This is a genomic window from Pseudoalteromonas sp. SR44-2 (assembly GCF_014163745.1).
GTDB classification, from domain to species: domain Bacteria; phylum Pseudomonadota; class Gammaproteobacteria; order Enterobacterales; family Alteromonadaceae; genus Pseudoalteromonas; species Pseudoalteromonas distincta.
On record NZ_JACJDW010000004.1, the window covers coordinates 20816 to 44718 of the forward strand.

Here is a 23903-nt window from a genome sequence, read left to right on the forward strand (position 1 = left end):
TCCATCTGATTTTATTAGTTAAATTTAGATTTTTGCTGAAGGGGTATTTTTTAAATATAAAAATTGAGGTGCTCGAGGTAGTAAAATATTCTGGGCGTTGCAAAATTTACAACACCCTCTGGGACAAACACAGAGCTTTATATTAGCTCCTTTGCAATGCGCTTTAATAAGTAAGTTTCTCGTAAAATAGAAAGCCCTTGTTTTTCACTGTTAGCAATGGTGCGCTCGTTATGTGCAATTGCGTCGTTAATATCAACCCATTTGGCTGTCATGCCATTTTGCTGCTCGTAATGCTCTAACTGCGCTTTGCCAAACTCGTCGGCAATACTACATACAAAGCAATACGATTTAATATGAATAATATCAAAATCGTCTTTATACCAAGGGCGATACTCTTCATATAGTCCAAAGGCTTTAACTACACTTATTTTTTGTGCACCAGTTTCTTCGCTTAGTTCGCGAATTAAGCCTTGCTCAATACTTTCGCCGTGATCTATTCCACCGCCGGGTAGGCTGTAGTCTTCATAACGGTTTGTATACATTAAAAGTATTTTATTATTTTTAATTACAATGGCGCGAGCTGTTAAGCGTGTAAATTGAGTGCCTTGGTCAATATTAATACCTGAATGTATTAAGGTTTTTAATTGCTGCATTTCGTCTCCTTTTTTAGGTTTTTAATAATAATAGTTGCTACCATTCTATAAATAGAAACGATTTTAATTATTAATCATAATTTATGATCGATTTTTTTCAGCATACGTAAATATTAGGTTAGTAACATTAATAGCATTTAATCGCTTAAGTTTATTTTAAAAATTAGATTCTGGGCGCACCTTTAAATTAATATCTAGGATGCGTAGAATAAGGAAAAAGCATAGGGATTTATCATGTTAGACATACTTTTAGTAGATGACGACGTTGAATTTAGTGACGTTGTTTGCCACATAGTCGAATTCCTCGGCCACAATATAAGCACAGCTACCAGTTTAAAAGAAGCACATCAATGGTTTGAAAATAATGCCTTTGATCATGTGCTGCTTGATTTTATGCTGCCTGATGGTAGCGGTTTGCACTTACTTGATCACTTAAAAACGATTGGGCAATCTCCAAAAATTACACTTATTTCGGGCCATCCTTCAGTTAAAGGTATTTTAGCTGATATGTGTGAGCCAAATGTAGGGCATTTATTAAAACCATTACAACGTGAAGATTTAGAACTCGTTTTAAATGGCCCTAAAAAAGCAGTTAAAAAAGCAAAGTCGAGCGGTATTGTACGCCACTTTGGCGGTTTGATTGGTGAATCTGAGCCAATGCAAAAGCTTTACAACATGATTGAACGTGTAGCTAAAACAAATGCTAACGTGATGCTTATGGGTGAAAGTGGTGCAGGTAAAGAAGTAGTGGCTCAAGCTATTCATAACGCAAGCCAGTGCGAAGGGCCATTAGTTGCTAGCAACTGTGGCGCACTTTCAAAAGAGTTAATTGGTAGTGAGTTATTTGGCCACGAAAAAGGCGCATTTACAGGCGCAATTGCACGTAAAGAAGGTGTATTTGAGCAATCAAATAACGGTACTTTGTTTTTAGATGAAGTAACTGAAATGCCAATTGATATGCAGCCAAATTTACTGCGAGTGCTTGAAACTAAAAAGGTAACACGCGTAGGTGGTAACAGAGAAATACCAACTAATTGCCGTGTTATTTCAGCTACTAACCGCTCGCTTACCGATTTAGCACAAAATAATGTTATTCGTGAAGATATTTACTTTAGGTTGGCTGTTTTTCCTATTGATATACCGCCACTTCGCGATAGAAAAGAAGATGTACCTTTATTAGCGAAAGCCTTTTTAGATCAACTTAATGACGAAAACGGCACTGCCTTTAGTTGGACTGCCGCACAGCTCAAAGAGCTGCAAAGCTATGAATGGCCGGGTAATGTGCGAGAGCTCCGCCATGCTATACACCGTGCATTTATCATGAGCGACCCACAAACCAGCGACATTATTTTACCTGATAACTTAGAGTCACCTTTTTCGCGCGTTAATAATCAAGCTGCCGAAAAGCCTGTATCAGCAGGGCAAACAATTGAAGAAGTTGAAAAAGAACTTATTCATGCAACGCTTGATAAGGTGCAAGGTAATAAAACGCTTGCTGCACAAATGCTGGGTATTAGTACTAAAACACTTTATAACCGCCTTAATGCATATGGCGGTATTGGCGAATATAAATAGATTTGAGGAAGGGCATGACATCCGATAACCAAACAGAGCAACTCAATAAATTAGTACACGATGCAAGAGGGCCGCTAAATCGTATTTCGATGAATGCTGAGCTGATTAAATTGGTACTTGAAAACGATATGCCAAAAGAAAAAGCGTTAGATGCACTTGATAAAATTATCAATAATTGCCAACAGTGCAGCGAAAGTTTGCAAAAAATATCAGACTCTCAATAAATATTAAGTGTTGTATAAACTTTAATTCGGGAAGCTAAATGAGCAAGAAAAAACAGCAAGGTAAAGCGAATATCACTTGGGCGACATTTATGGTGGTTGTGCTAGGTATTATTGTGGGCAACGCATTTTTAGCATTGAATACGATTCAGGGCTTAACACAAACCCAAAAAAGTTTAGACAACACTAGCATGCTAACCACTGCAATTGAGAAGCTGCATCTATCCATAGTGCAGGCTGAGTCTGGGCAGCGTGGTTATTTATTGACAGAAGAGGCTGATTATTTAACGCCGTACTACGATGCTGTAGGCCAAATTGAAGCGCAAACAGATCATGTCAAGTCGCTTCACTCTGAGATTGACGGTCAAGCTGAGCGTATAGCCCAGTTGTTAGTTCTTGTAGATAGTAAAATTAAAGAATTAAAACAAACTGTAAACCTTGCGCTAGATGACAAAGAAAGACGTGCGTTGTATGTACTAAATACGCATAAAGGAAGAAAGCTTTATAAGCAAATTAGAGAGTATGTTAATGAAATTCAAGACCGTGAATTACTCTTTAAAGTAAGCCATTTTTCTAAATTAGCACAGATTAAAAATGAAGCTAAAATTACATTCGCTATAACAGCAATAACGAGTGCGTTACTGATTATTGGTATGTTTATTATGACGCGCCTTAATTTAAGAAATGCAGCACAATATCGTTTTGAGCTTGAAAAACAAAACGAAACATTAGCAATGAAGGTTTCTGAGCGGACACAAGAGCTAACATTATATTCAGATGAATTGAGCCGAAGTAACCGAGAGCTTGAAGAGTTTGCTTTTGTAGCAAGCCATGATTTACAAGAACCTCTTAGAAAAATCCAAGCCTTTAGCGACCGTCTTGAAACCATGTTTAAAGATGAATTGGGTGAAAAGGGGATGGATTACATTGGGCGCATGAAAAATGCAGCGCAGCGTATGTCTAATTTAATAAACGACTTATTAGAGTTTTCGCGAATTACAACGCGTGGTAAAGATTTTGATGACACGAATTTAAATGAAGTTGTAGCTGATATATTAAGTGATTTAGAGATAGCGATAAAAGAGTCTGAAGCACAAATTGATGTAGATGATTTGCCAGTTATTCAGGCAGATAAAAGCCAAATGCAGCAGCTGTTTTTAAATTTGTTGTCGAACGCTGTTAAATTTAGGCGTCCCGACGTAAACCCACACATAAAAATTAGTTATCAAGATGAAGATATTTTCAGCTCTGATCATAATACTCATTTAAGTTTTCAAGTTATTACCATAGAAGATAACGGTATTGGTTTTTCACAAGACTATGCCGATAAAATATTTGTACCGTTTCAGCGCTTGCATGGACGCTCACAATATAAAGGCACGGGTATTGGCCTTTCTGTATGTAGGCGTATTGTGGAGCGCCACGGCGGAACAATTACAGCCCAAAGTGAAGACGGTGAAGGTGCAACCTTTATTATAAAACTACCTGTGGAAGCTGAGCTTTTCACATTGCAAGGAGAGGCTTAAATGCCCTATTCAAAAGTAAAACCGATTACTATTTTAATGGCAGACGACGATGAAGATGATCGTTTGTTAACACAAGATGCCCTTGCTGAAAGTCGTGTACTTAACGAGCTTCATTTTGTTGAAGATGGCGTTGAGTTGCTTGAGTATTTAGAGCGTAAAGGTAAGTTTGAAGACAAAGCAGTTTCGCCGCGTCCTGGACTTATATTACTTGATTTAAATATGCCTAGAATGGATGGCCGTGAAGCGCTTGAAGCTATAAAAGGAAACCCTAACTTAAAGGGAATTCCGGTTGTTATATTAACTACGTCTAAACAAGAAGAAGACATGGTTAAAGGGTATAACTTAGGTGCTGCATCTTACATTACAAAACCAGTAACGTTTGATGGTTTGGTTGATTTGATGAAAACGCTAGGAAAATACTGGGTAGAATTTGTAGAGCTACCGACAACATTTAACGATTAATGGAGATTGTATGTTAGATAAAGTGACTCAGTTGCTGCTTGTAGAAGACGATGAAGATGATTACATACTCACCTGCGACTATCTGGACCAATTGGATTCACACACGTTTAACATTCAATGGATAAGCTCTCCAGAGCAGGCAATTGCAACGCTTAGTAAAAATGAGCACGACATTTGCCTGCTTGATTACCGCTTGGGTGCATCGAATGGTTTAGATGTATTAAAAGAAGCAATTGCCAATGGCTTTAGCGGACCCATCATAATGCTTACCGGGCAGTCAAACGACGAGTTAGACTCGGCGGCGCTTGATGCCGGTGCAGTAGATTACTTAATTAAAACAGAAATGAGTTCGAGCCGCTTTGCGCGAGCTATTCGTTATGCTTTGGCACGTAAAGATGTTGAAGGCGAGAGAGTAGAGCGCTTAAAAGCTGAGGCCGAAAACCGTTCAAAAGATCGATTTTTAGCTCATTTGAGCCATGAGTTACGTACTCCTCTATCGTCTATTTTAGGCTACACCGAACTGTTAATGCAGAGCGATTTTAGTCAGCAAGCTGAAAATGAATTGGGTGTTATTTATCGAAATGGTAAACACTTATTGAGCTTGTTAAACGACGTGCTCGACTTATCAAAAATAGCTGCCGATAAACTGGAACTTACCCTAAGCGAAGTTAACCTTGATAGCATGCTTGCCGATGTTTACACGCTAATGCGCGTATCGGTTCTTGATAAGGGCCTTACGCTGCGCTTTGAATCACATCAGCCATTACCTTTGGTTGCACGACTGGATGCAACAAGAGTTCGTCAAATTTTAATAAATCTAATAAACAATGCGGTTAAATTTACCGATAAAGGCGAAATTGTTGTTAATGCGTGGACGCAATGGGTTGATGATCGCGAAATGCTATTTTTTAGCATTAAAGATTCAGGTATGGGCATTGCCCCTGAAAAACAAGAACTCATATTTAAGCCATTTGAACAGATAGCCGATGTAGAATCACGCTCTGTAGGTGGCGCAGGCTTAGGTTTGGCAATATGTGCTGAATTGTTAGCGCGTATGCACGGTGATATTAGTTTGTACTCTGAAATAGGCAAAGGTTCTACATTTACGATTTCGGTATATCCAGGTGATATTAGCGAAGTAGAACGACAAGTACTTAATTTTAGTAGTGCCCCACAATTACAAAGTAAATCGGCTCCATGCAAAGTGCATGGGCGAGTATTAGTGGTTGATGATTTACGTGATTTACGCATGCTAGTTGGTCATATGATCAGTACCTGTGGTGCGCGCGTAGATTATGCCGAACATGGCCAGCAAGCACTTGAAAAAGTACGCATAGCAGATGCGTATAAAGCGCCTTACGATATTATTTTTATTGATATTCATATGCCTGTAATGGGCGGCAAGGAAGCTACCATAGAGCTTAGAAAAATGGGCTACAAAGGCCCAATAATTGCGCTCACTGCAGCTACTATGAAAGGCATACATGAGGAGCTTGCTGCACTTGGTTTTAACGATGTAATACCAAAGCCTGTTGATAGCGCGGCTTTATATCAATGTTTGCAAGATTACTTGGTAGCGCCAGAGCATGCACCGCAAGCTAAAGATATAAATTGTAGTAATGGCTTAACCGAGAAAAAGCAGCGCTTTTTACTTGTGGAAGACGATCATGATGCAGCGCAAATTACGCAACTACTTTTAGAAAGTTTAGGCGTTGAAACCGTCATTGCGTCTAGCTGCGCACAATGTTTGCAAATACTTAATCACGACCAGCAATTTAATAAGGTATTGTTAGATATGCATTTACCTGATGGTCGTGGCGTTGACTTAGGACAGCAAATTAATGAACGATACCCTGAATTACGTTTAGTGATTGTAAGTGGAGCAGAGCCAGATCCAAGAGAAATAAAAGATTTAAATATTGACCGAGTTTTACTTAAACCTATTAATTTGAGCTTACTTGAAACGCTTATTAGCTAGGGCCTGTTTATCTTTCGAGGTTGAATTTGCAGCAGTTTGTTTGGTATTTAGGCAAGGCAGAGTCTATGTAGTGTGGTTATTCCCCATAAATAGGCGATAACGTAGCACAAATGCCAAATATGCGCTGCCCGAAGGGTTCTGCCTAGGGGCTATTTACTCTTTGTTGCTCGGTTTTTACTTATTCTTACAGGGATGTAAGTCAGTAGAATAACGCAGGAGCAGTTATCGAGCCCACTAGGTTACAAATCTCACGCCGCGATTAAATAGCCCCTAGATTGAACAAATTTTAATCCTGAAAGGTCAACAGGTCCAATAACTGAGACATTATTTATATGCATTCAATAAAGTTAGTATCTGAAGAATTAACACCATCAAAAGTAGTGTGTGTTGGCCGTAATTATACAGCACACATTGCAGAGCTAAATAACGAAACGCCAGATCAAATGGTTTTATTTAATAAGCCAAATAGCGCAATTACTAATACGTTATTTGCAGCTCACAACGGCGATACGCTGCATTATGAAACCGAGCTATGTTTTGTAGTTAAAGATAAAAAATTTGCAGGTGTTGGACTCGGCCTTGATTTAACTAAGCGTACTGTGCAAAGTAAATTAAAAAATAAAGGGCTTCCATGGGAGCGTGCTAAAGCGTTCGACGGCTCTGTAATTTTAACTGATTTTGTAGCGCTAACTGATGCAATGAAGCACTTTACCTTTGAACTTAAAATTAATAATGAAGTGATTCAGCGAGGTGATACTCATTTTATGCTGCACAACCCTGACTCAATTTTACAAGAAATTAGTGAATTTATGAGCTTAGAAGACGGTGATGTAATAATGACAGGTACACCGTCGGGCGTAGGTGAGGTAACAGCTAAAAGTATTTTTGCAGTGGCGCTTTATGCTAATGATCAGTGTTTGCTTGAGCATCAGTGGCAAGTAAGTAAAAATTAATGACTTGCTGTTGGTAGTGTTTATCAAAGTCAGTAAAGGTGGTTTTAAGCCAATTATGCTGACTTTGTTGATACTCAGGCGATTGAAGTACATTATTTTTTAATGCGCGGTTAATTTTTTTAAGGGCTTGCTCTGCAAAATTATTAGGTGCTTTAGCCGCACAGCCTATTGCTCCTCTTATAAATTGAATGTCATTTTCTGCAATTGGCACACTTTCTATATTCGTATACTCCCCTTGTTTATTAAAGTAATCAGCCATAAACGGGTAATCAATTGAGTAGTCTAAAAAGCCGTGACTCAAGCGTGCTATAACAGCCTGACTTTCATTTTCGCTACTCCAACTTAACGAAGACTCTTTATCTCGTTTTGTATTTTCAATAATTGTATTAATTTTAGTTGTAAATTTACGTGCAGCCGCTTGCCCGTATACATATTGCGGGTCGGTTAATAAATTAATAAGGTGAATAGGCGAGCCGTGCTTTTCTTCTAATTGCGGCTTTAGCTCTTTAGTCGTGATAATTGAAAATGGGGGATATACCGTTGTTGGATTTGAGTAGTTAAGTTGTTGGTTATTATTTTTTTTATAAATAACACACGGAAAACATACATTTTTCCCTTCATTTAAATATTTATTTATACGCTGCTGAGGAACAATTAAGCGAGTATGTTTTACATCAGTTATGGTTCTGATGAGTTGCTCGGTTAGGTTGTCGCAAATTCCGCCTTGTGGTGCGCTTTCGCTTTTAGCTATATGAAAAGGGGGCGTGTAACTTTGCAGCCAAATAATTTCTTCTAGAGGCTGTACTTTTTGCTCAACGGCGTGCGCGTTAAATACAATCAATAAGCAAAATGCATAGTATCCGTTTTTCAGCATTGATAAGTGTTCGTTGAATTAAGAAAACTTAATAAAAGTATAGTGTTGGTTGTAGTAGGGTCAAATATTTTAGTTAAAAGCAACCTCATTCAAGGCTGCTTTTAACTCATACATGCTTAATAAGGCATCGGATGGTTTCTAAATATGGTGTTAATCTCACTAAGAATTTCGTCGTTTAGCGTTATGCTAAATGCGTCTATATCTTCCTTTAGTTGAGCTATAGATGTTGCTCCAATAATTGAAGAAGTTACGCCATCTACTTGGTTACACCATGCTAAGGCTAGTTGTGCTGGAGTTATATTGTTTGCATGAGCCAGCTCAACATACTGCTTAGTGGCTTGCTCTGCATTGGGTGTATCTCTAAAAATACCGTTGCGCTGCATGAAGGTCCAACGAGAGCCTTCAGGGCGAGCACCGTTTAGGTATTTACCCGTTAATAAACCGGCTGCTAAAGGCGACCACGGTAAGTAGGCAATATCTTCGTGTACACATTGTTCTATTAAATACGGCCAGTCTTTAGCGTGCGCTAAGCTAAACTCATTTTGAATAGATACCATACGCGGTAAGTTATGCTCTTTGGCCAAACTTAAAAATTGGCTTATACCCCATGGCGTATCGTCAGATAAACCGCAGTGTTTAATTTTACCTGCTTTAACACATTCATTAAGGCCTTCTAGAATATCAAGCATACTAGCTTGTTGCTCTTGTGTATTTACGTCGGTAAATTTAAGAGTGCCGGGCCATTGTCTGCCAAAGTGAGGGGTAGAGCGGTTTGGCCAATGTAGTTGATATAAATCAATGTAGTCTGTTTGAAGTCGCTTAAGTGAATCATCCACGGCTTCTATTACTGTTTGGCGAGTAATATTGCCGCCATCACGTACCCACGATAATCCATTGCCTGCAATTTTTGTAGCTAGTACCACATCGCTGCGCTTTTGCTGATTACGCGATAGCCAATTGCCAATAATTTCCTCGGTTTTACCATAGGTCTCTGGCGAAGGAGGCACAGCATACATTTCGGCTGTATCAATAAAGTTTACGCCTTGCTCTAGCGCGTAGGCTATTTGTTCATCAGCGTCGCTTTGAGTATTTTGTTTACCCCAAGTCATACTCCCTAGGCACACTCGAGATACGTTTACGCCACTGCTACCTAGTGGGTTGTATTGCATAAAAATTCCTTAACTAAATTAGTTTTGAGCATGGCTGATTAAAGCCGATAAAAGAGGCTCGGAGATTGGGGCTTTTTGCCCTGTAGTAAAATCAAACATTACAACTTTAGATGCACCCGTAGTCGTTATTGCTTTTTGTGCATGGCTGTAAACTGTGTAGTTCATGGTAAAGCGATCTGTTTTAAGATCTGTAATTGTAACGCCTACAGTGAGTGTGTCGGGAAAAGTTACTGGGCGTTTATAGCGAACGTTATTTTCGCTTATTACTGGGCCCACACCGTTTGGGCTTATTGTGTCGAACAGATTTATTTTATTTAAAAAGTCGATTCGGGCTATTTCAAAGTAACGTAAATACACTACATTATTTACGTGTTGTAGCGCATCCATATCAGCCCATGCTACGGTGATATCGGTATGAATAGGGTGCTGATCTTTAAACGTTTGCATTATTTATTGGCCCTTGATTTTTAAAGTACTTAGATTATCAACATGGTGTTACGAGCTCAAGGTAATTAATGGCATGTTTTTTTTATAAGATGATTGTACCTGTTTAATTTTAGGTCTACAGTTAAATTACACAGACACACAAAAACACACACAAAGGTAAAAATATGCAGAATATAATTAATTGGTCCTTAGCTTGTTTGGTTTTTATAGCTTCTTTTACCTGTTACGCGATGGGGAATGAATCTGGCGCTATCATTTTAATGTTGGCAGGATTTTTATTTGAGGTTATGTATTGGCTACGTGGTTATAAGAGATCAGAGGACAATAAACACTTTTTTTAATCGTTAACTAGGGCCTGTTGACCTTTCAGGATTAAAATTTGTTCAATCTAGGGGCTATTTAATCGCGGCGCGAGGTTTGTGACCTAGTGGGCTAAGTAAAAACCGAGCAAAGCTTCCGCGTCCTGCTCACGCCCCTTACCTACATCCATGTAGGCAACAAAGAGTACATTGGCCCTAGGCAGAACCCTTCGGGCAGCGTATGTTTGGCATTTGTGCTACGTTATCGCCTATTTATGGGGAATAACCACACTACATAGGCTCTGCCTTGCCTAAATACCAAACATACTGCTGCAAATTTTAACCTCGAAAGATAAACAGGCCCTAGGCTTGCTTATCGCATGTGATTCTATAATAATGACTGTATAAATAACCAGTTATTGTTGTGGTGATGAAAAAGTTTATTCACATAGACATGGATTGCTTTTATGCAGCAGTAGAAATGCGAGATAATCCAAAACTTGCATGTGTACCGCTTGCTATTGGAGGCAATAGCCGACGAGGCGTGCTCTCAACCGCTAACTATATAGCTAGAGAGTATGGCGTACGATCGGCTATGTCGAACTATCATGCTAAACAATTATGCCCCGATTTAGTTATTGTCCCAGGACGCATGGCTGTATACAAAGAAGCTTCAAACCAAATACGTGAAGTATTTAGCCGCTACACAGACTTAATTGAACCCCTTTCTTTAGACGAAGCCTACCTAGATGTAACAGACAGCACCGCTTGTAAAGGCAGTGCCACACTTATTGCCCAGCAAATAAGAGCCGATATTTACAATGCTACAGGGCTCACGGCATCAGCAGGTATTGCACCGATTAAATTTATTGCCAAAATAGCCAGTGACGAAAACAAACCGAATGGTCAATTTGTCGTTTTGCCTGATGAGGTTGATGGCTTTTTAGCGCAATTACCGCTTGGGAAAATTCCAGGAGTGGGCAAAGTAACGCTCGAAAAGCTAAATTTAAAAGGCTTATATACCGGCAAGGATGTACGTGAAAAAGGCGTTAACTGGATGCAGCAACATGTGGGTAATTTTGGTGTGTCGCTTTATCAAAAATGTGCAGGTGAGTATGTTGGTAAAGTATCCACAGATCGTATAAGAAAATCGCTGAGTGTTGAACATACCTACGAGTACAACAAAACAAGTTTGCAAGAGTGCTTATATGAGCTGCCAAGATTGTTAGAGGAATTAGTTTTAAGGCTAAATAAACAGCAGTTACAAAACCGTATTAATAAATTGAGTGTTAAGGTGAAGTTTGCAAATTTTGTAGTGACCTCAGCCGATCAGGTATATCACGAGCTAAATACAGAAATATTTGTTCAACTACTTACTAAGGCTTACCAGCGTGGGCTTCAACAGCCTGTAAGATTACTTGGCATAGGCGTTGGCATTAAAAACGAGCCAGAGCAAAACTTCCAACTTAGTATTCTCGATTAAGCTGTAAAGCCTGTAACTCCAAGTTGCCATTTATTGATAGGTTATGTGATTAGCTCATCGCTCCTTGCTGGTCTTCAATATTTAAATCGACGATAATAGGGGCTTATGTTTTCTAACAGGACCTTATTTATGGCATACCCTCAAGCGGTTAGTGCAAGCCTTGAATGCACATCTCATGATGCGCTTATTATTATTAGTAATGACTTTTCTCAGTTACCAAATAACTCATTACGTGATGCTATTTTAGCTCATGCAAACGTAGATTCTCGCATCGGTAAGCAAGTTACTTTATTAGTAATTGAAAACAAGCGCGTTGTACTTGCGCCAACCGGTCCGTTAAATAGAGATTACGACGACGTGCGTCGTTATTTTGATGCTGCTAAATTAGCAATTAACGAAGCAAAAGCGTCGGGCAGTGTTAACCCTGCATTATTTTTACCAAATTTAAATGGCGATAGCCGTTATCAGCATGCTTTAGAAGTTGCTTATTTAGGCGCTTGCCAAGCCTTATGGCAGCCATTAGAAGCGCGTGAATATCACGGTGAAAGCATTGAACCAATTACACAGATTGGTTTAGTTGGCGCAAGCGAGCAAACTATTAAAGCTGTTAATGCAATTGCAGCTGGCCAATATGCAGCGCGTGACCTGTGTGGCACTGAACCTGAGCGTATGGCTCCCCCACGTTTTGCTGATTACTGCGTTGAATTGTTTAAAGGCTCAAACATTGCAGTTGACGTAATTGATGATATTGCAGCTATCGATAAAAACTACCCAATGCTAAGTACAGTTGCTCGCGCATCGTATGCAGTTGAGCGCCATCACCCACGTGTTGTTAAGCTTGAATATGTACCAGAGGGAGAAATTACTCGCACACTTATGTTTGTAGGTAAGGGCCTTGTATACGATACAGGCGGTGCAGATTTAAAAGTAGGCGGCCATATGGCAGGCATGAGTCGTGATAAAGGCGGCGCAGCTTCTGTTGCGGGCTTTATGAAAGCCGTTGCTGATTATCAGCCTAAAGGCGTTAAAGTGGTATCGTACTTAGCTGTTGTTCGCAACTCTATTGGCTCAGATTGTTTTGTGCCAGATGAAATTATTACTAGCCGTGAAGGTGTTCGTGTACGTATTGGTAATACCGATGCAGAAGGGCGTTTAGCAATGGGCGACCTGCTTAGCGAAATGAAAGATTTAGCTAAAGGTGAGATTAACCCAACGCTGTTTACTGTTGCTACATTAACGGGTCATGCGGCACGTGCAATGGGTCCTTACGGTGCGTATGTTGAAAATGGTCCAGCTCGTAGTGCTGGTGTCTCACGTCAAATAGCTGACCTTGGAGATTTGTGGGCCGATGGCGCTGAAGTATCGCGTTCACGCCGTGAAGACTACGACTTTATTAAACCACGTACGCTAGCTGACGATGTTTTATCTAGCAATAACGCAGCATCTGCCGTTACTGCTCGTGGACATCAGTTCCCTATGGCGTTTATGGCTATTGTTGGTGGGCTTGATAAGCACGGTAATGACTCTGCACAGCCTCTACCTTATGTTCATATGGATATAGCAGGTAGCGGTGTTGAAGGCGGTGATTGGCAGCATGGTAAGCCAACAGCTGCATCAGTAACGAGCTTGTTTGCACGTTATTGTTTGTAAGCTAAAAACTTACATGTAATAAAAAAGCCCTGTTAATTCAGGGCTTTTGCATTTTATGAGAACGCTATCGATTAATCTAATTTAAAACGATTAACTACGCTCGAAAGACCTTCGCTACTTTGTTTAAGGTTATCACTGGCATCGGTAAGCTGCTTAGTATTATTTAATGATTTCTCAGTTGATTGAGATAGCTCATTAATACGCAAATTAACCTCGTCGGCAGCTTGCGTTTGTTGCTCTGTGGCACGTGCTATTTGGCTGTTCATTTCGGTAATAATTGAAACAAGTCGTTCTATTTCATTAAGTGAAGTATTGGCTGATGACGCCTGCTCTACGGTAGAAACTGAAAGTGCTTGGCTTGATTTAACTGCTTCTACTGCTGCTTTTGCACCTTCTTGTAGTTTAGTGATCATGGTTTGAATTTCGTCAGTACTTTGCCCTGTACGACTGGCCAACGTTCTTACTTCATCAGCAACAACAGCAAATCCTCGACCATGCTCTCCTGCGCGAGCAGCTTCAATGGCAGCGTTTAATGCCAGTAAGTTTGTCTGCTCCGATATACTTCTTATTACGTCAAGCACAGAGCCTATATTATGGCTCTCGTTGGCTAAATCTTCTGTTACACGGCTGACTGTTTCAATGTTGCTTGAGAGTGTTTCTATTGCTGTAATTGTTTGCGCAACCACATTTTTACCCGTTGATGCGTTTTGTGCTGCATCCTTAGCTGCTTGCTCTGCGGCTTCAGCGTTACGGCTCACATCGTGTATTTGGTGAGTCATTTGCTCCATGGCAGCTGCAACTTGGGTTGAACTATCGTTTTGAAGCTCAATAAATGAGTGGCTTGTTCTACTTGAGTCGTCAACTGTATGCGCATGTTCGCTTACATCGTTTGCACTTTGTGCTACATGAACAAGTGACTCTCGCATTTTTAGAGCAAATAAATTAAATGAACGTGATAGTTCAGATATTTCATCATTACCGGATTCATTTAATTTACGGGTTAAATCGCCTTCGCCTTGAGAAATATCTTTCATCATATCGGCTGCTAAGCGAGTCGGTATTAAAATACTCTTACCTATAAAGTAACTAAGTAAAATAACAGCAATAATCATAATTATTGCACTGATGACTATAAGGTTACGTTGCTCACTAAATGCTTCGTCAATTGAATCAAGGTAAACACCCGAGCCAATAATCCACTGCCATTGATTAAAACCTTTAACAAATGCGATTTTTTCAACCGGTTTATCTTTACCTGGTTTTGGCCATTTATAAGGGATAAATCCTTCGCCAGAGCGTTTAACTATATTTACCATATCAACAAACAATGCTTTGCCGTCAGGGTCCTTGTTATTAGTTAAATCTTTTCCATCAAGCGCAGGTTTTATAGGGTGCATAACCATTGTTGGCTGGTAATTGTTAATCCAAAAGTAATTGGTTTTGTCGTAGCGCAGTGCTTTTATTGCATTAAGTGCTTGTGATTGAGCTTGTTGTTGAGTGAGAGTGTTATCTTGTTCAAGCGCATAATAGTGTTCGATTATACTGTACGCCGTTTCTACTACATTTTGTGTTTTTATGTATTGCTCGTCTTTTAGCGAACTATATTGGTGAGTTAGGCTCGATATACTAAGTATTATTAGTCCAAATACAACGATGGCTATTAACAGTGAAAAACGCTGGGTTATACTAAAACTTCGTAGATTAGGCATACATTTATCCTCAAAAAGTGTGCGCTTTAGCGCATAGAATAAGCGTAGCTAAAAAAAGAGTTTAATCTAGGCTTAACGCCCATTAATGCAAAAAAAAGGCTGATTTATCAATCAGCCTTTAGTCTGTTATTACTTTACTTGCTTATTTAACGTCAAAATGGCGATTAAAGAAGTTTGTAATTGTTTGATGTAAGTGTGTTTGCACTTGTTTACCACGTAGGCTGTGCTTAGAGCCTGGGTAGGTCATCATTTCAAACTGTTTTTCGTTATCTTGCAGTTGTTTAAACAATTTAGTTGAATGAGTAAACAGCACGTTGTCGTCAGCCATTCCATGATAAATCATTAATGGGCCTTTTAAGCCATCAGCATATGGAAATACTGCGCTGTCTTCATACCCTTTAGCATTCGTATCAGGGTGACCTAAATAACGCTCTGTGTAATGCGTATCGTATAGAGCCCAATCGGTTACAGGAGCACCCGATACGCCGGCTTGAAAGTAATCGCCTGCTTTAAACATAGTCATAAGTGCCATGTAGCCACCGTAGCTGTGGCCATAAACACCGATGCGTTGTGGATCAACGTAATCAAGTGTACGTAAAAACTCTACGCCTTTAATTTGATCGGCAACTTCAACCACACCTAAATGTTTATAAATAGCATCTTCAAACTTTTTACCACGGTTGTACGAACCACGGTTATCCAGTTGAAAAATTACATAACCTTGTTGCGCCATGTACTGAAAGTACAAGTTTTTACTGCGCCAGCTATTCGTCACTCGTTGAGCATGCGGGCCGCCGTATACGTTAACAATAACAGGGTGCTTTTTGCCATCAGCAATGGTGCTAGGCTTAAATAAACGGTAATGCATAACTTGACCATCATCGGCTTTAATTGTGCCGTATTCTGGTTTTGTTAAGTCGCTTAAATAAGGAGTAAGGGGGTGGCTACTATCAAGCTTATTTTCTTCAAGCCAGGTAATGAATTCGCCGTTTACTTTACGAAGTGCTGCTGAGTTTGGTTTATTATCAGAAGAGCTATTATCGATAAAGGTTTTGCTGTCCTTTGCTAGCACAACATTGTGGTACTGACCTTTTTCGGTAATACGTTTGGCATCGCCTTTTTTAAATAAAGGCGCGCTGTATAAATGGCTTTCAAGCGGTGTATCTTTTCGGCCGGCAAAGTAAACAATGCCTTTTTTCTCATCAATACCTTTTAAGCTATCAACAGCCCAATCACCTGAGGTAATTTGGCGAACAAGTTGACCGTTTGTGCGATACAGATATAAATGTTTAAAGCCGTCGCGCTCAGATGCCCATACAAAATGTTTTTTGTCTTTTAAAAACTCAAGATCAAAATGTAGGTTTATCCACGTTTCGCTGTTTTCGGTCAGCGCTACTTTTTGGGCTTTAGTTTCGCTGTTATAAAAACGCAGCTCTAATTTATGTTGCGAGCGATTTTGCCATTGGTACGACAGTGTATTGCCGTCTTTTAGCCACTTAGCGCGTGCAATGTAAATGTCTTCATTTTTACCTAAATCAATCCAATCTACTTTTTGGTCGTTTAGCTTAACCACACCAAGTTGAATTTTTACGTTATCGGTACCTGTAAACGGGTAGCGCTGGTTAAATAATTTAACTTCGTCAGCGTAAATTTCATTACGGATAGCTTCTTTTACTGGGGTTTCGTCAACGCGGGTATAGGCAATTTTAGTTTCATCACCTGACCACCAGTAACCTGTCATGCGGCTCATTTCTTCTTGAGCAACAAATTCGGCCATGCCGTTTTTAATTACGCCGCCGCCATCTTTACTAAGCTGAATCTCTTTACCTGATTCAAGCTCTAAAGCATAAAGGTTTTGCTCTCGAATAAACGATACGTAGTTACCTTTAGGTGAAAAGCGTGCATCGGTTTCAAATGTTTCAGTGTCGGTTAGTTTTTTACTTTTAGCAGAGGCTAAATCGTAATAATAAAGGTCGCCATTGAGTGGGAATAAAAGTGCTTTGCCATCTTTAGACCATTTGTATTCAAGTATGCCTTTACCAAAAATACGTTGGCGTTCGCGGCGTGCTTTTTCTTCATCTGATAGGTTTTCTGGGCCTGAAAATAACTTTGCTGAATCAACTAGCACACGGTTGGTGTTATCTTTTAGATTGTATTCCCATAAATCGTAGCGGTTGTAGTCATCGCTTTTGCCTTGTAGGTAAGTTACACGGCTGCCATCAGGCGAAAATTTAAGTTGTACAGGCGATTTACCAGAAAGGCTCGGATCGTCAAAAATTCGCTCCAGCGATAAAGGTTTTGCTTGAACACTAATAGCGCCAACCATTAACGGTATAGCTAGTGAGAGGTGTTTTATTTTTTTTAGCACAAGGTTGCCTTAGCTTATTATAAATATTGCTTTGATGGTAAAGCCAAGCGTGTGCAACTGCAACTAAATGCTATAAAGTGGCGATTATCAAAGACAAAGTAGGACATAGCAATGACTCACCCTGAATTTAAACTAGCGCCAGAACTTAAACGCGACTGTATAGAACTTGCCGATTGGCCATTGTGTAAAGTGCTTTTACTGAACGACAGCTTGTATCCGTGGTTTGTATTAGTGCCTAGGCAGGCTAACTTAAAAGAGATAATTGATTTATCTGAGTATGATCAAATTGTTTATTTAAAAGAGTCAGCCAAGCTAAGTAAATTATTAATGGATGTATTTAAACCAGATAAATTAAACATAGCGGCTTTAGGGAATATGGTGCCGCAATTGCATATTCATCATATTGCGCGTTTTACGAGTGATGCTGCATGGCCTGCGCCAATATGGGGTAAACACCCAGCAGTGCCGTATACAGATCTACAAATCACAGAGCTAAAAAAAGCGCTGCAGTTTTAAGCCGCAACGCTTTTTTAGGGTTTAACTAAGTTTAACTAAACTTATTTAAGCCCTAGTACCTCTTTACCTTGCTTAAATGTTACATCTACAGGGATATTAGCTTTACTTAGTTTTTCTAAGTCTTTAGCAAGTTCTTCTTTAATGTCGCCATGCGTTGCAATTAGTTGATCTACTTTTTCGTAATCGCCATCACCTTGCAAGGTTAAAATTAAGCGAGAAAGCTTGGCCATTGCAATGCTCATTTTTTCCATATTAACGCGGTATAAGCCTTCTTCATTTTTAGAAAAAGCACCTTCTTGAGCAAAAAAGTTAAAGCGGATCATATTTGCTTTACCATGCGCGCTTGATGCGCCAAAACGAACTGAGCGGAATATACCAGCCATGAAGGTCGTGTAATAATCTTCAATAGTGCCTTCAGTTATTTCGCCTTTTTTAAGTAACTGTTCAATCATGTATAGACCTAAAATATCGGCTTTACCTTCTTCAAGGGCACTTGCGTGTTCTTGTAATGATTGACGAACAGTACCTTTACCAGTAATTGTATTTTTAATACCTAAACCGTGAGCCACTTCATGGAACATCGTATTGGCAAAAAATGCATCAAAAGTAATGTGTTTACGCTGCTCTGGTACAATTAACTGCTCTGAAATTGGCACTAAAATTTTATCAAATTTAGCACGCATTGCGTTTTTAAGTTGCAGACGACGAGTTCCTTTTTCGAGCTGTACTTGCTCATCGTTTGGTAAGTTAATTGCAATTGTTTTACTACCCGCGTTTGAATGCCCAGCGTAGTAAACAACATCATATGCATTTAGGTCGGCGTCAGAGCCTGGTACTTCTTGTTTGTACTTAGCATCTACAGGTAAGCCTTTTTGAAGCTCAGGTAAAAATGCTGCAAACTTAGCTAAGCGTTCGCTCCATTTTAAATCTTTAATAAGTACGTAAGATTCATAAGCTGCGCGGTAACCAAATAATTGATCTTCATAAGTTTCAATTGGACCAATAACCACATCTACTGGGTTATTTTTCATATCCATCCAAGCAAAGTCAGATACTTGAAAGTCATCTTTTTGTAGGGCATCGGCACGCAAGTTTAGATAGTTAGCAAATTCTTTATCGTCAGCAAGTTTGCTTGCTTCACGTAAAATATCAGCGGCTTTTGCAAGCTCATCAGCGTATTCTTTTGAATAAGGCACGCTGTAAAGCTTACCTTGCTCATCACGCTTAATTACAGAATAAAGCCCTGTTTTGTCTTCAACGTCTGCATTGTTTAACTCTTCTTTGGTTATATCAGCAGGGTAAAACTGTGCGCCAAGAGGTTTTTCTTTATAGCTGGATAAAAATGCTTCATCACCATTTAAACGATCCCATGGACCATAGTTAATATCAGCAAATTTACGTACTTTTCCATCGTTTAGTTTTGCTAAAAAAGCATCTTTATTTTCACCAAATGCTTGCTTCCAAAATAACTCATCCATTATTTTTGAAGCGTCAATAAGCTTTGCAACCATTGCTCGTTGATTATCGCTTAAGTGCGATAAATCACTTTGTAAGCTAAAGTCGGTGTAAATATCTAAACGTTGTTTATCTGCATTAATAAGCTTAGGGCCTGACTGTGCACTGCTTTTTTGAGCAAGCTCTACGGCTGTGTTGTCGGTAGAAGACGGCGCTTGTTCAGAACATGCGCTAAGAAAAACAACACCAGAGAGCATAATTGCTTGGCTAATTTTATTTAAGATCATTATATTGCCTGTTAAAAAGTAAGTTTAATAATTTGTACTGCTTTAGTTAAAATATTAAGTATGTACAAACGCTTCCTTATTGTGAGTGCATTAAAGCAAAACTAAATGGTAAATAGCAAGTATTTGGCGTTGTAAGGCAAGCATGAGCGGTAAAGCATTATAAATAAAAATAAACTTCTATAATTTTCTTAACTTTATCGGTAAGTTAGACAATACTAATTATATTACTAATACGAAAATTAACTGCCTGAGTTTGCAGTTACTTTACAGGCTGAACACAAAAGGATGGCAGCTTTATGTCTACAGAAAACGCTTTATTAACGATTCTAGTCGATAGAATAAATAACGATACGTTGGTTTTACCAACGCTACCTGAAGTAGCGATTAAGGTTCGCCAAGCTGCAGATAACCCAGATGTGAATTTAATCCAAATGTCAGATGTAATCTCACAAGATCCTGCGCTTTCAGCTCGTATGATAAAAGTAGCTAATAGTGCGATTATGGGACGTTCTGTAAAAGTATCTAATTTACAACAAGCAGTGACTCGTATTGGATTACGTCAAATTAAAAACATTGCTACAGCTATGGCTATGGAACAATTATTTGTATCAAATAATGAGCTAATTAAAGGCTACATGGGTAAGGCATGGCAAAAAACATTAACCGTTGCTAGCCATTCAATATCACTCATGGAGTTTTATTTAAAAAATAGTAAGCACACGTCACTAAACCGCGATTCTATTACACTCGCCGCACTTGTTTATAATATTGGTGTATTACCAATTTTAACTGAAGCTGAGCGCCACCCAGAGGTATTTGCTAATCCAAGCTTTTTGGCTCATGCAATTCAAAAGCTTAGCGGAAAGGTTGGCTCATCTATTATGCAAGCGTGGGAATTCCCTAAAGAGTTTGTTGATGTAGCTCAGAGCTGGGCTGACCCAAGTTACAAACCTGAAAAAGTAAGTTACGTGGATTTTATTCGAGTAGGGGCTATTTTAGAGGGCACGTTACAAGTTTCTGATAAGTCTGCAGCGCTGCAAACGTATATAGACAAAGGCGTTATACCGTCTATGCAGCTATTCACAAGTGATGAGTACAACGACATGCTAAAAGATGTGAAAAACATGTTTAGCTAAAAGTGCTTTCCTACACAACCAAAAAGGGTTAACTTGCGTTAACCCTTTTTTAGTTTTATTTTTCGGTGGTATTTTCTGTTTTAGTTTTTTCGTATCGCTTTATTCCTGCTACCCATGTTTGCAGTACGTTTGTTTTGTATATCTCCTCAACAGGCACTTTAAAGTAGTCTTTATCAATTAAAATAAAGTCGGCCCATTTACCTTTTTCTAAACTACCCACCTTAAATTCTTGATGAGCTGCATAGGCGCCACCAAGAGTAAATGCACGTAATGCATCTTCGCGGCTTAGTACTTCACTTGCGCGCCAGCCGTTTTCCGGTAGTTTGTTATGATCCATGCGTGTAATGGCTGAATACAAACCATCAAATGGATTTGCAAGCTCTACAGGGTAATCAGAGCCTGCCGCAACCACCGAACCTTGCTGTAAAAATGTTTGCCACGCGTAGGCGCCGCTTAGTTGTTTTTCAGTTAAACGCTGCTCTGCCATATGCATATCAGAAGTGGCATGCACCGGCTGCATTGAAGGGATTATTTTTAACGCTTTAAAGCGAGGGATATCATCAGGGGTTACAATTTGGGCGTGCTCTATTCGGTTTCGCAGTAATATACCGCCCGTTTTTTTAAACACATTTTGATAGGCATCAAGTACTACTTTATTTGCTTTGTCGCCAATGGCGTGAGTATTTGCGCTAAAGCCGCTTTTAAAGCTTTGTGTAAAGAGTGCTTCGAGTTTCTCTTGTGTTTCAAGCATTAAACCATGGTGACCAGGTCTGTCTGCATATTCTTCAATAAGTGCTGCACCACGAGAGCCCAGTGCGCCATCGGCATAAACTTTAACACTGCGAATTTCCATAAAGTCATTTTTGTCGTGGTACCGGCCTGCCTTTAACATTGTGTCTAAATCAGGGCTTGCCCCACTTAACATTGCCACAATACGTAGTGGTAAATTACCAAGGTCGCCGCGCTCTTTGTAAACCTCCCATGTGGTTTTATCAATACCTGCATCGTGAGTAGAGGTAATGCCTAAACTTAATAGATGTTTACCAGCTGCATCTAGTGAGTCACTTATATCTTGTTTTGAAGGGGCTGGCATATGTTGGGTAATTAGCGATTCTGCTTTGTCTACAAAAATACCCGTAGGATTGCCAAATTCGTCTTTAATTATCTCACCGCCTTCAGGTGCTTTTGTTTGGGCGGTAATACCTGCAAGTTCGAGCGCTTTTGAATTAACCCAAATGGCGTGGCTATCAACTCGAGAAAGCACCACAGGTCGATCGTTAACTACTTTGTCTAAATCTTTAGCCGTAGGAAAGCGTGTATCAGGCCATAGCTCTTGGTTCCAACCTCGCCCTATAATCCAACCTTGTTTGTTATCGGCAAATACTTTTAGTTTACTCGTTACTTCATCAACCGATTTTGCACCGCGTACATCAAGTTGCGATAAATTATCGCCAAGGCCAATAACGTGCCCATGAGCATCAATTAAGCCTGGTAATAAGGTATTACCGTGCGCGTCAATTAGCTTGGCATCTGGGTAGCTATCTTTAAGTGTATCGCTACCTAGTTTTACTACCTTGCCATTTTTAATAACGAGGGTAGTAAACTGCTGTACTTCACCTTGATATAAAGGGGTATAACCGTTGGCATTATAAATTACTTTTGTTTGTGCAATAGTGTAACTAGAACTAGCGCAAAGGCTGGCTAGTATGAGTGGTTTTATTATTTTTTTGAGCGACATAAGGCATTATTTTTTATTGTTAGTGCGTTAACACTAGCAAACCCAACTTTATAATACCAATATGTGAGACAAATTATGATGAAGAAAAAAGCAGTAAAGCTAGAACATAAAATATCTAGCTTTTGAAAGGGTTTATTTACTAGCGTATAAACTGTATTCACTTAGCGTTAGCTTGCCGTCTTTGTCTTGATCGTAGCTTGAAAACCGAGACCACAAAGCAGGGTCTACAGCGGTTTCTGAACGTGTTAAAAAACCATCCTGGTTTCTATCAAGTTTTTCAAATTGCTCTGCAACAGTGTTGCTTGCAGCAAAGCCTAATGTGCTAAAAATACTAAACGCAAAAAGCGCTATATAGCTTGTTTTTTTCATGAAAAATACTCAGTAGAGGTTATTGGTAAGGTAATTTTTAAATTCGATTAACGAAATTTGGTTATCTTGGTTTTTGTCCCATTTTACGAATGTGTTTAATAGTTGTGGTTGGGGATCAAGTTCGTTATGCGTTAAATAGCCACTTTTGTCGCTATCGAGGTGATCAAAGCGTTGCTTTACATCAAGTGCAGCGGCATCAAAGCTTAATAGTATTAAGATGCTTATAATAAGGGGAAGTATCTTCATGGTGTTCCTTCCAAAAGATGTATTTAAAGTTTGTGGCTAAAATAAAGTGAAAAGGAAAAAGCACTTGCCGTAATTTAACTCCCAACATTAAATCCTTTTACACACTCCCTCAGGGATTATGGCAAATGCTTTTAATTCCAGTTTACCTATAACAAGATTAAGTAAAGCTTAATCAGTAATTACTCATCAAGGTTTAAAGCTTTCAAATTCTTTTTTTGAGATTTTTTCATCACCGTCTTCATCTAAGTCGGCAAACTGTCTCATTACTTCCTTGTCTTCCTTTGCTTCTGCAATGGATATTTGTCCGTCCATGTCTTTATCTAAGTGGGCAAAACGCACATTTGTTGGCGATGCAATTACGGTGGCACTAATTGCTAAAAACATTAATGAAAAAGCGGCTATAAGTTGTTTCATAATCACGTTCCTTATTAAATGAGTTTATTGAATAAATTTTTTGAATTCATCTAGCGACAATTGCCCATCTTGATTAGTATCAATTTGAGAAAAATTCTCGTGTAACACAGCATCTTCACCTGCTTCGGCTTCACTCAATGTGCCGTTACTGTCTTTATCAAGTTCGTTAAAAGTCGCGTGAACGTCCATTGCGTGTGCATTAGCGCCTAAAAAGCCTAAAGCCAGTAATGATGAAATTACTAAAATGCGTTTGTTCATAATTATTTCCTTATTGATTAAAGTTATTACTCCTATTACAAAAATGGTGCCAATAATAATTGTTGTTATTTTTCAATTGGTTATTATTTTTGCTTTAAGCCAGTGAGAAGTTTTTAC

Annotated in this window: 22 protein-coding genes; 10 read left to right on the forward strand and 12 right to left on the reverse strand. The window is 39.2% G+C overall.

Annotated features, from left to right (window positions below; translation table 11 throughout):
• Positions 1-137 precede the first annotated feature (137 nt).
• Complete coding sequence (locus H5115_RS03485) at positions 138-653, reverse strand: NUDIX hydrolase (RefSeq protein WP_182753670.1); 516 nt, start codon at positions 651-653, stop codon at positions 138-140.
• A 234-nt stretch (positions 654-887) separates the two neighbouring features.
• Between H5115_RS03485 and H5115_RS03490 the strand changes: the two genes are divergently transcribed.
• The 6 genes from H5115_RS03490 (at position 888) to H5115_RS03515 (ending at position 7368) form a co-directional block, all read left to right on the forward strand.
• Positions 888-2228, forward strand: a complete 1341-nt coding sequence (locus H5115_RS03490; RefSeq protein WP_039485084.1) for a sigma-54 dependent transcriptional regulator — start codon at positions 888-890, stop codon at positions 2226-2228.
• A 14-nt stretch (positions 2229-2242) separates the two neighbouring features.
• Positions 2243-2452, forward strand: a complete 210-nt coding sequence (locus H5115_RS03495) for a histidine kinase (protein WP_039485081.1) — start codon at positions 2243-2245, stop codon at positions 2450-2452.
• A 38-nt stretch (positions 2453-2490) separates the two neighbouring features.
• On the forward strand, positions 2491-3975 hold the full coding sequence (locus H5115_RS03500; RefSeq protein WP_182753672.1) for an ATP-binding protein: 1485 nt from the start codon (positions 2491-2493) through the stop codon (positions 3973-3975).
• Complete coding sequence (locus H5115_RS03505; protein WP_039485075.1) at positions 3976-4437, forward strand: response regulator; 462 nt, start codon at positions 3976-3978, stop codon at positions 4435-4437.
• Positions 4438-4447: 10 nt separating this feature from the next.
• Complete coding sequence (locus tag H5115_RS03510) at positions 4448-6415, forward strand: hybrid sensor histidine kinase/response regulator (protein ID WP_182753674.1); 1968 nt, start codon at positions 4448-4450, stop codon at positions 6413-6415.
• Positions 6416-6747: 332 nt separating this feature from the next.
• The gene (locus H5115_RS03515; protein ID WP_149602190.1) at positions 6748-7368 is read left to right on the forward strand and encodes a fumarylacetoacetate hydrolase family protein; all 621 of its coding nucleotides are present in this window, start codon (positions 6748-6750) and stop codon (positions 7366-7368) included.
• Here the strand turns inward: H5115_RS03515 and H5115_RS03520 are convergent.
• The 3 genes from H5115_RS03520 to H5115_RS03530 all read right to left on the reverse strand — a co-directional run bounded on the left by H5115_RS03520 (position 7319) and on the right by H5115_RS03530 (position 9858).
• Positions 7319-8242, reverse strand: coding sequence for an ABC transporter substrate-binding protein (locus H5115_RS03520; RefSeq protein WP_149602191.1), 924 nt, complete (start codon positions 8240-8242; stop codon positions 7319-7321). The two genes, H5115_RS03515 and H5115_RS03520, sit on opposite strands and share 50 nt — an antisense overlap.
• A 116-nt stretch (positions 8243-8358) precedes the next feature.
• Positions 8359-9411 carry an aldo/keto reductase gene (locus H5115_RS03525; RefSeq protein ID WP_154903473.1) on the reverse strand — a complete coding sequence of 351 codons (1053 nt, stop codon included), beginning with the start codon at positions 9409-9411 and terminating at the stop codon, positions 8359-8361.
• Positions 9412-9429: 18 nt separating this feature from the next.
• The gene (locus H5115_RS03530) at positions 9430-9858 is read right to left on the reverse strand and encodes a thioesterase family protein (protein WP_002958095.1); all 429 of its coding nucleotides are present in this window, start codon (positions 9856-9858) and stop codon (positions 9430-9432) included.
• 729 nt (positions 9859-10587) lie between these two features.
• On the opposite strand from H5115_RS03530, the gene dinB reads away from it, so the two are divergent.
• Both dinB and H5115_RS03540 read left to right on the forward strand, forming a co-directional pair.
• A complete protein-coding gene (dinB, locus tag H5115_RS03535) occupies positions 10588-11640 on the forward strand; it encodes a DNA polymerase IV (protein ID WP_182753676.1) in 1053 nt (350 codons plus the stop codon).
• A 129-nt stretch (positions 11641-11769) separates the two neighbouring features.
• Complete coding sequence (locus H5115_RS03540) at positions 11770-13290, forward strand: leucyl aminopeptidase family protein (protein WP_182753678.1); 1521 nt, start codon at positions 11770-11772, stop codon at positions 13288-13290.
• Between the two features lie 71 nt (positions 13291-13361).
• Here H5115_RS03540 and H5115_RS03545 read toward each other — a convergent pair whose 3' ends face one another.
• Complete coding sequence (locus H5115_RS03545; RefSeq protein WP_182753680.1) at positions 13362-14999, reverse strand: methyl-accepting chemotaxis protein; 1638 nt, start codon at positions 14997-14999, stop codon at positions 13362-13364.
• A 142-nt stretch (positions 15000-15141) separates the two neighbouring features.
• Positions 15142-17367, reverse strand: coding sequence for a S9 family peptidase (locus tag H5115_RS03550; RefSeq protein ID WP_182753682.1), 2226 nt, complete (start codon positions 17365-17367; stop codon positions 15142-15144).
• 111 nt (positions 17368-17478) lie between these two features.
• Here H5115_RS03550 and H5115_RS03555 point away from each other — a divergent pair, with 111 nt between their 5' ends.
• On the forward strand, positions 17479-17883 hold the full coding sequence (locus H5115_RS03555) for an HIT domain-containing protein (RefSeq protein ID WP_182753684.1): 405 nt from the start codon (positions 17479-17481) through the stop codon (positions 17881-17883).
• Between the two features lie 41 nt (positions 17884-17924).
• On the opposite strand, the gene H5115_RS03560 is transcribed toward H5115_RS03555, so the two are convergent.
• Positions 17925-19625, reverse strand: a complete 1701-nt coding sequence (locus H5115_RS03560; protein WP_182753685.1) for a dipeptidyl-peptidase 3 family protein — start codon at positions 19623-19625, stop codon at positions 17925-17927.
• 296 nt (positions 19626-19921) lie between these two features.
• Here H5115_RS03560 and H5115_RS03565 point away from each other — a divergent pair, with 296 nt between their 5' ends.
• Entirely contained in the window at positions 19922-20761 is an 840-nt protein-coding gene (locus H5115_RS03565; protein WP_039485043.1) for an HDOD domain-containing protein, read from the forward strand.
• A 55-nt stretch (positions 20762-20816) separates the two neighbouring features.
• Here H5115_RS03565 and H5115_RS03570 read toward each other — a convergent pair whose 3' ends face one another.
• The 5 genes from H5115_RS03570 to H5115_RS03590 all read right to left on the reverse strand — a co-directional run bounded on the left by H5115_RS03570 (position 20817) and on the right by H5115_RS03590 (position 23786).
• A complete protein-coding gene (locus H5115_RS03570) occupies positions 20817-22499 on the reverse strand; it encodes an amidohydrolase (RefSeq protein ID WP_182753687.1) in 1683 nt (560 codons plus the stop codon).
• Positions 22500-22631: 132 nt separating this feature from the next.
• Complete coding sequence (locus H5115_RS03575) at positions 22632-22868, reverse strand: EF-hand domain-containing protein (protein ID WP_182753689.1); 237 nt, start codon at positions 22866-22868, stop codon at positions 22632-22634.
• 9 nt (positions 22869-22877) lie between these two features.
• A complete protein-coding gene (locus H5115_RS03580; RefSeq protein ID WP_182753691.1) occupies positions 22878-23114 on the reverse strand; it encodes an EF-hand domain-containing protein in 237 nt (78 codons plus the stop codon).
• A gap of 186 nt (positions 23115-23300) precedes the next feature.
• Positions 23301-23528 (reverse strand): hypothetical protein, encoded by a 228-nt coding sequence (locus H5115_RS03585; protein WP_024604359.1) that lies wholly within the window; start codon positions 23526-23528, stop codon positions 23301-23303.
• A 24-nt stretch (positions 23529-23552) separates the two neighbouring features.
• Positions 23553-23786: an EF-hand domain-containing protein gene (locus tag H5115_RS03590; RefSeq protein WP_002961641.1), complete on the reverse strand. Its 234-nt coding sequence runs from the start codon at positions 23784-23786 to the stop codon at positions 23553-23555.
• Positions 23787-23903 lie beyond the last annotated feature (117 nt).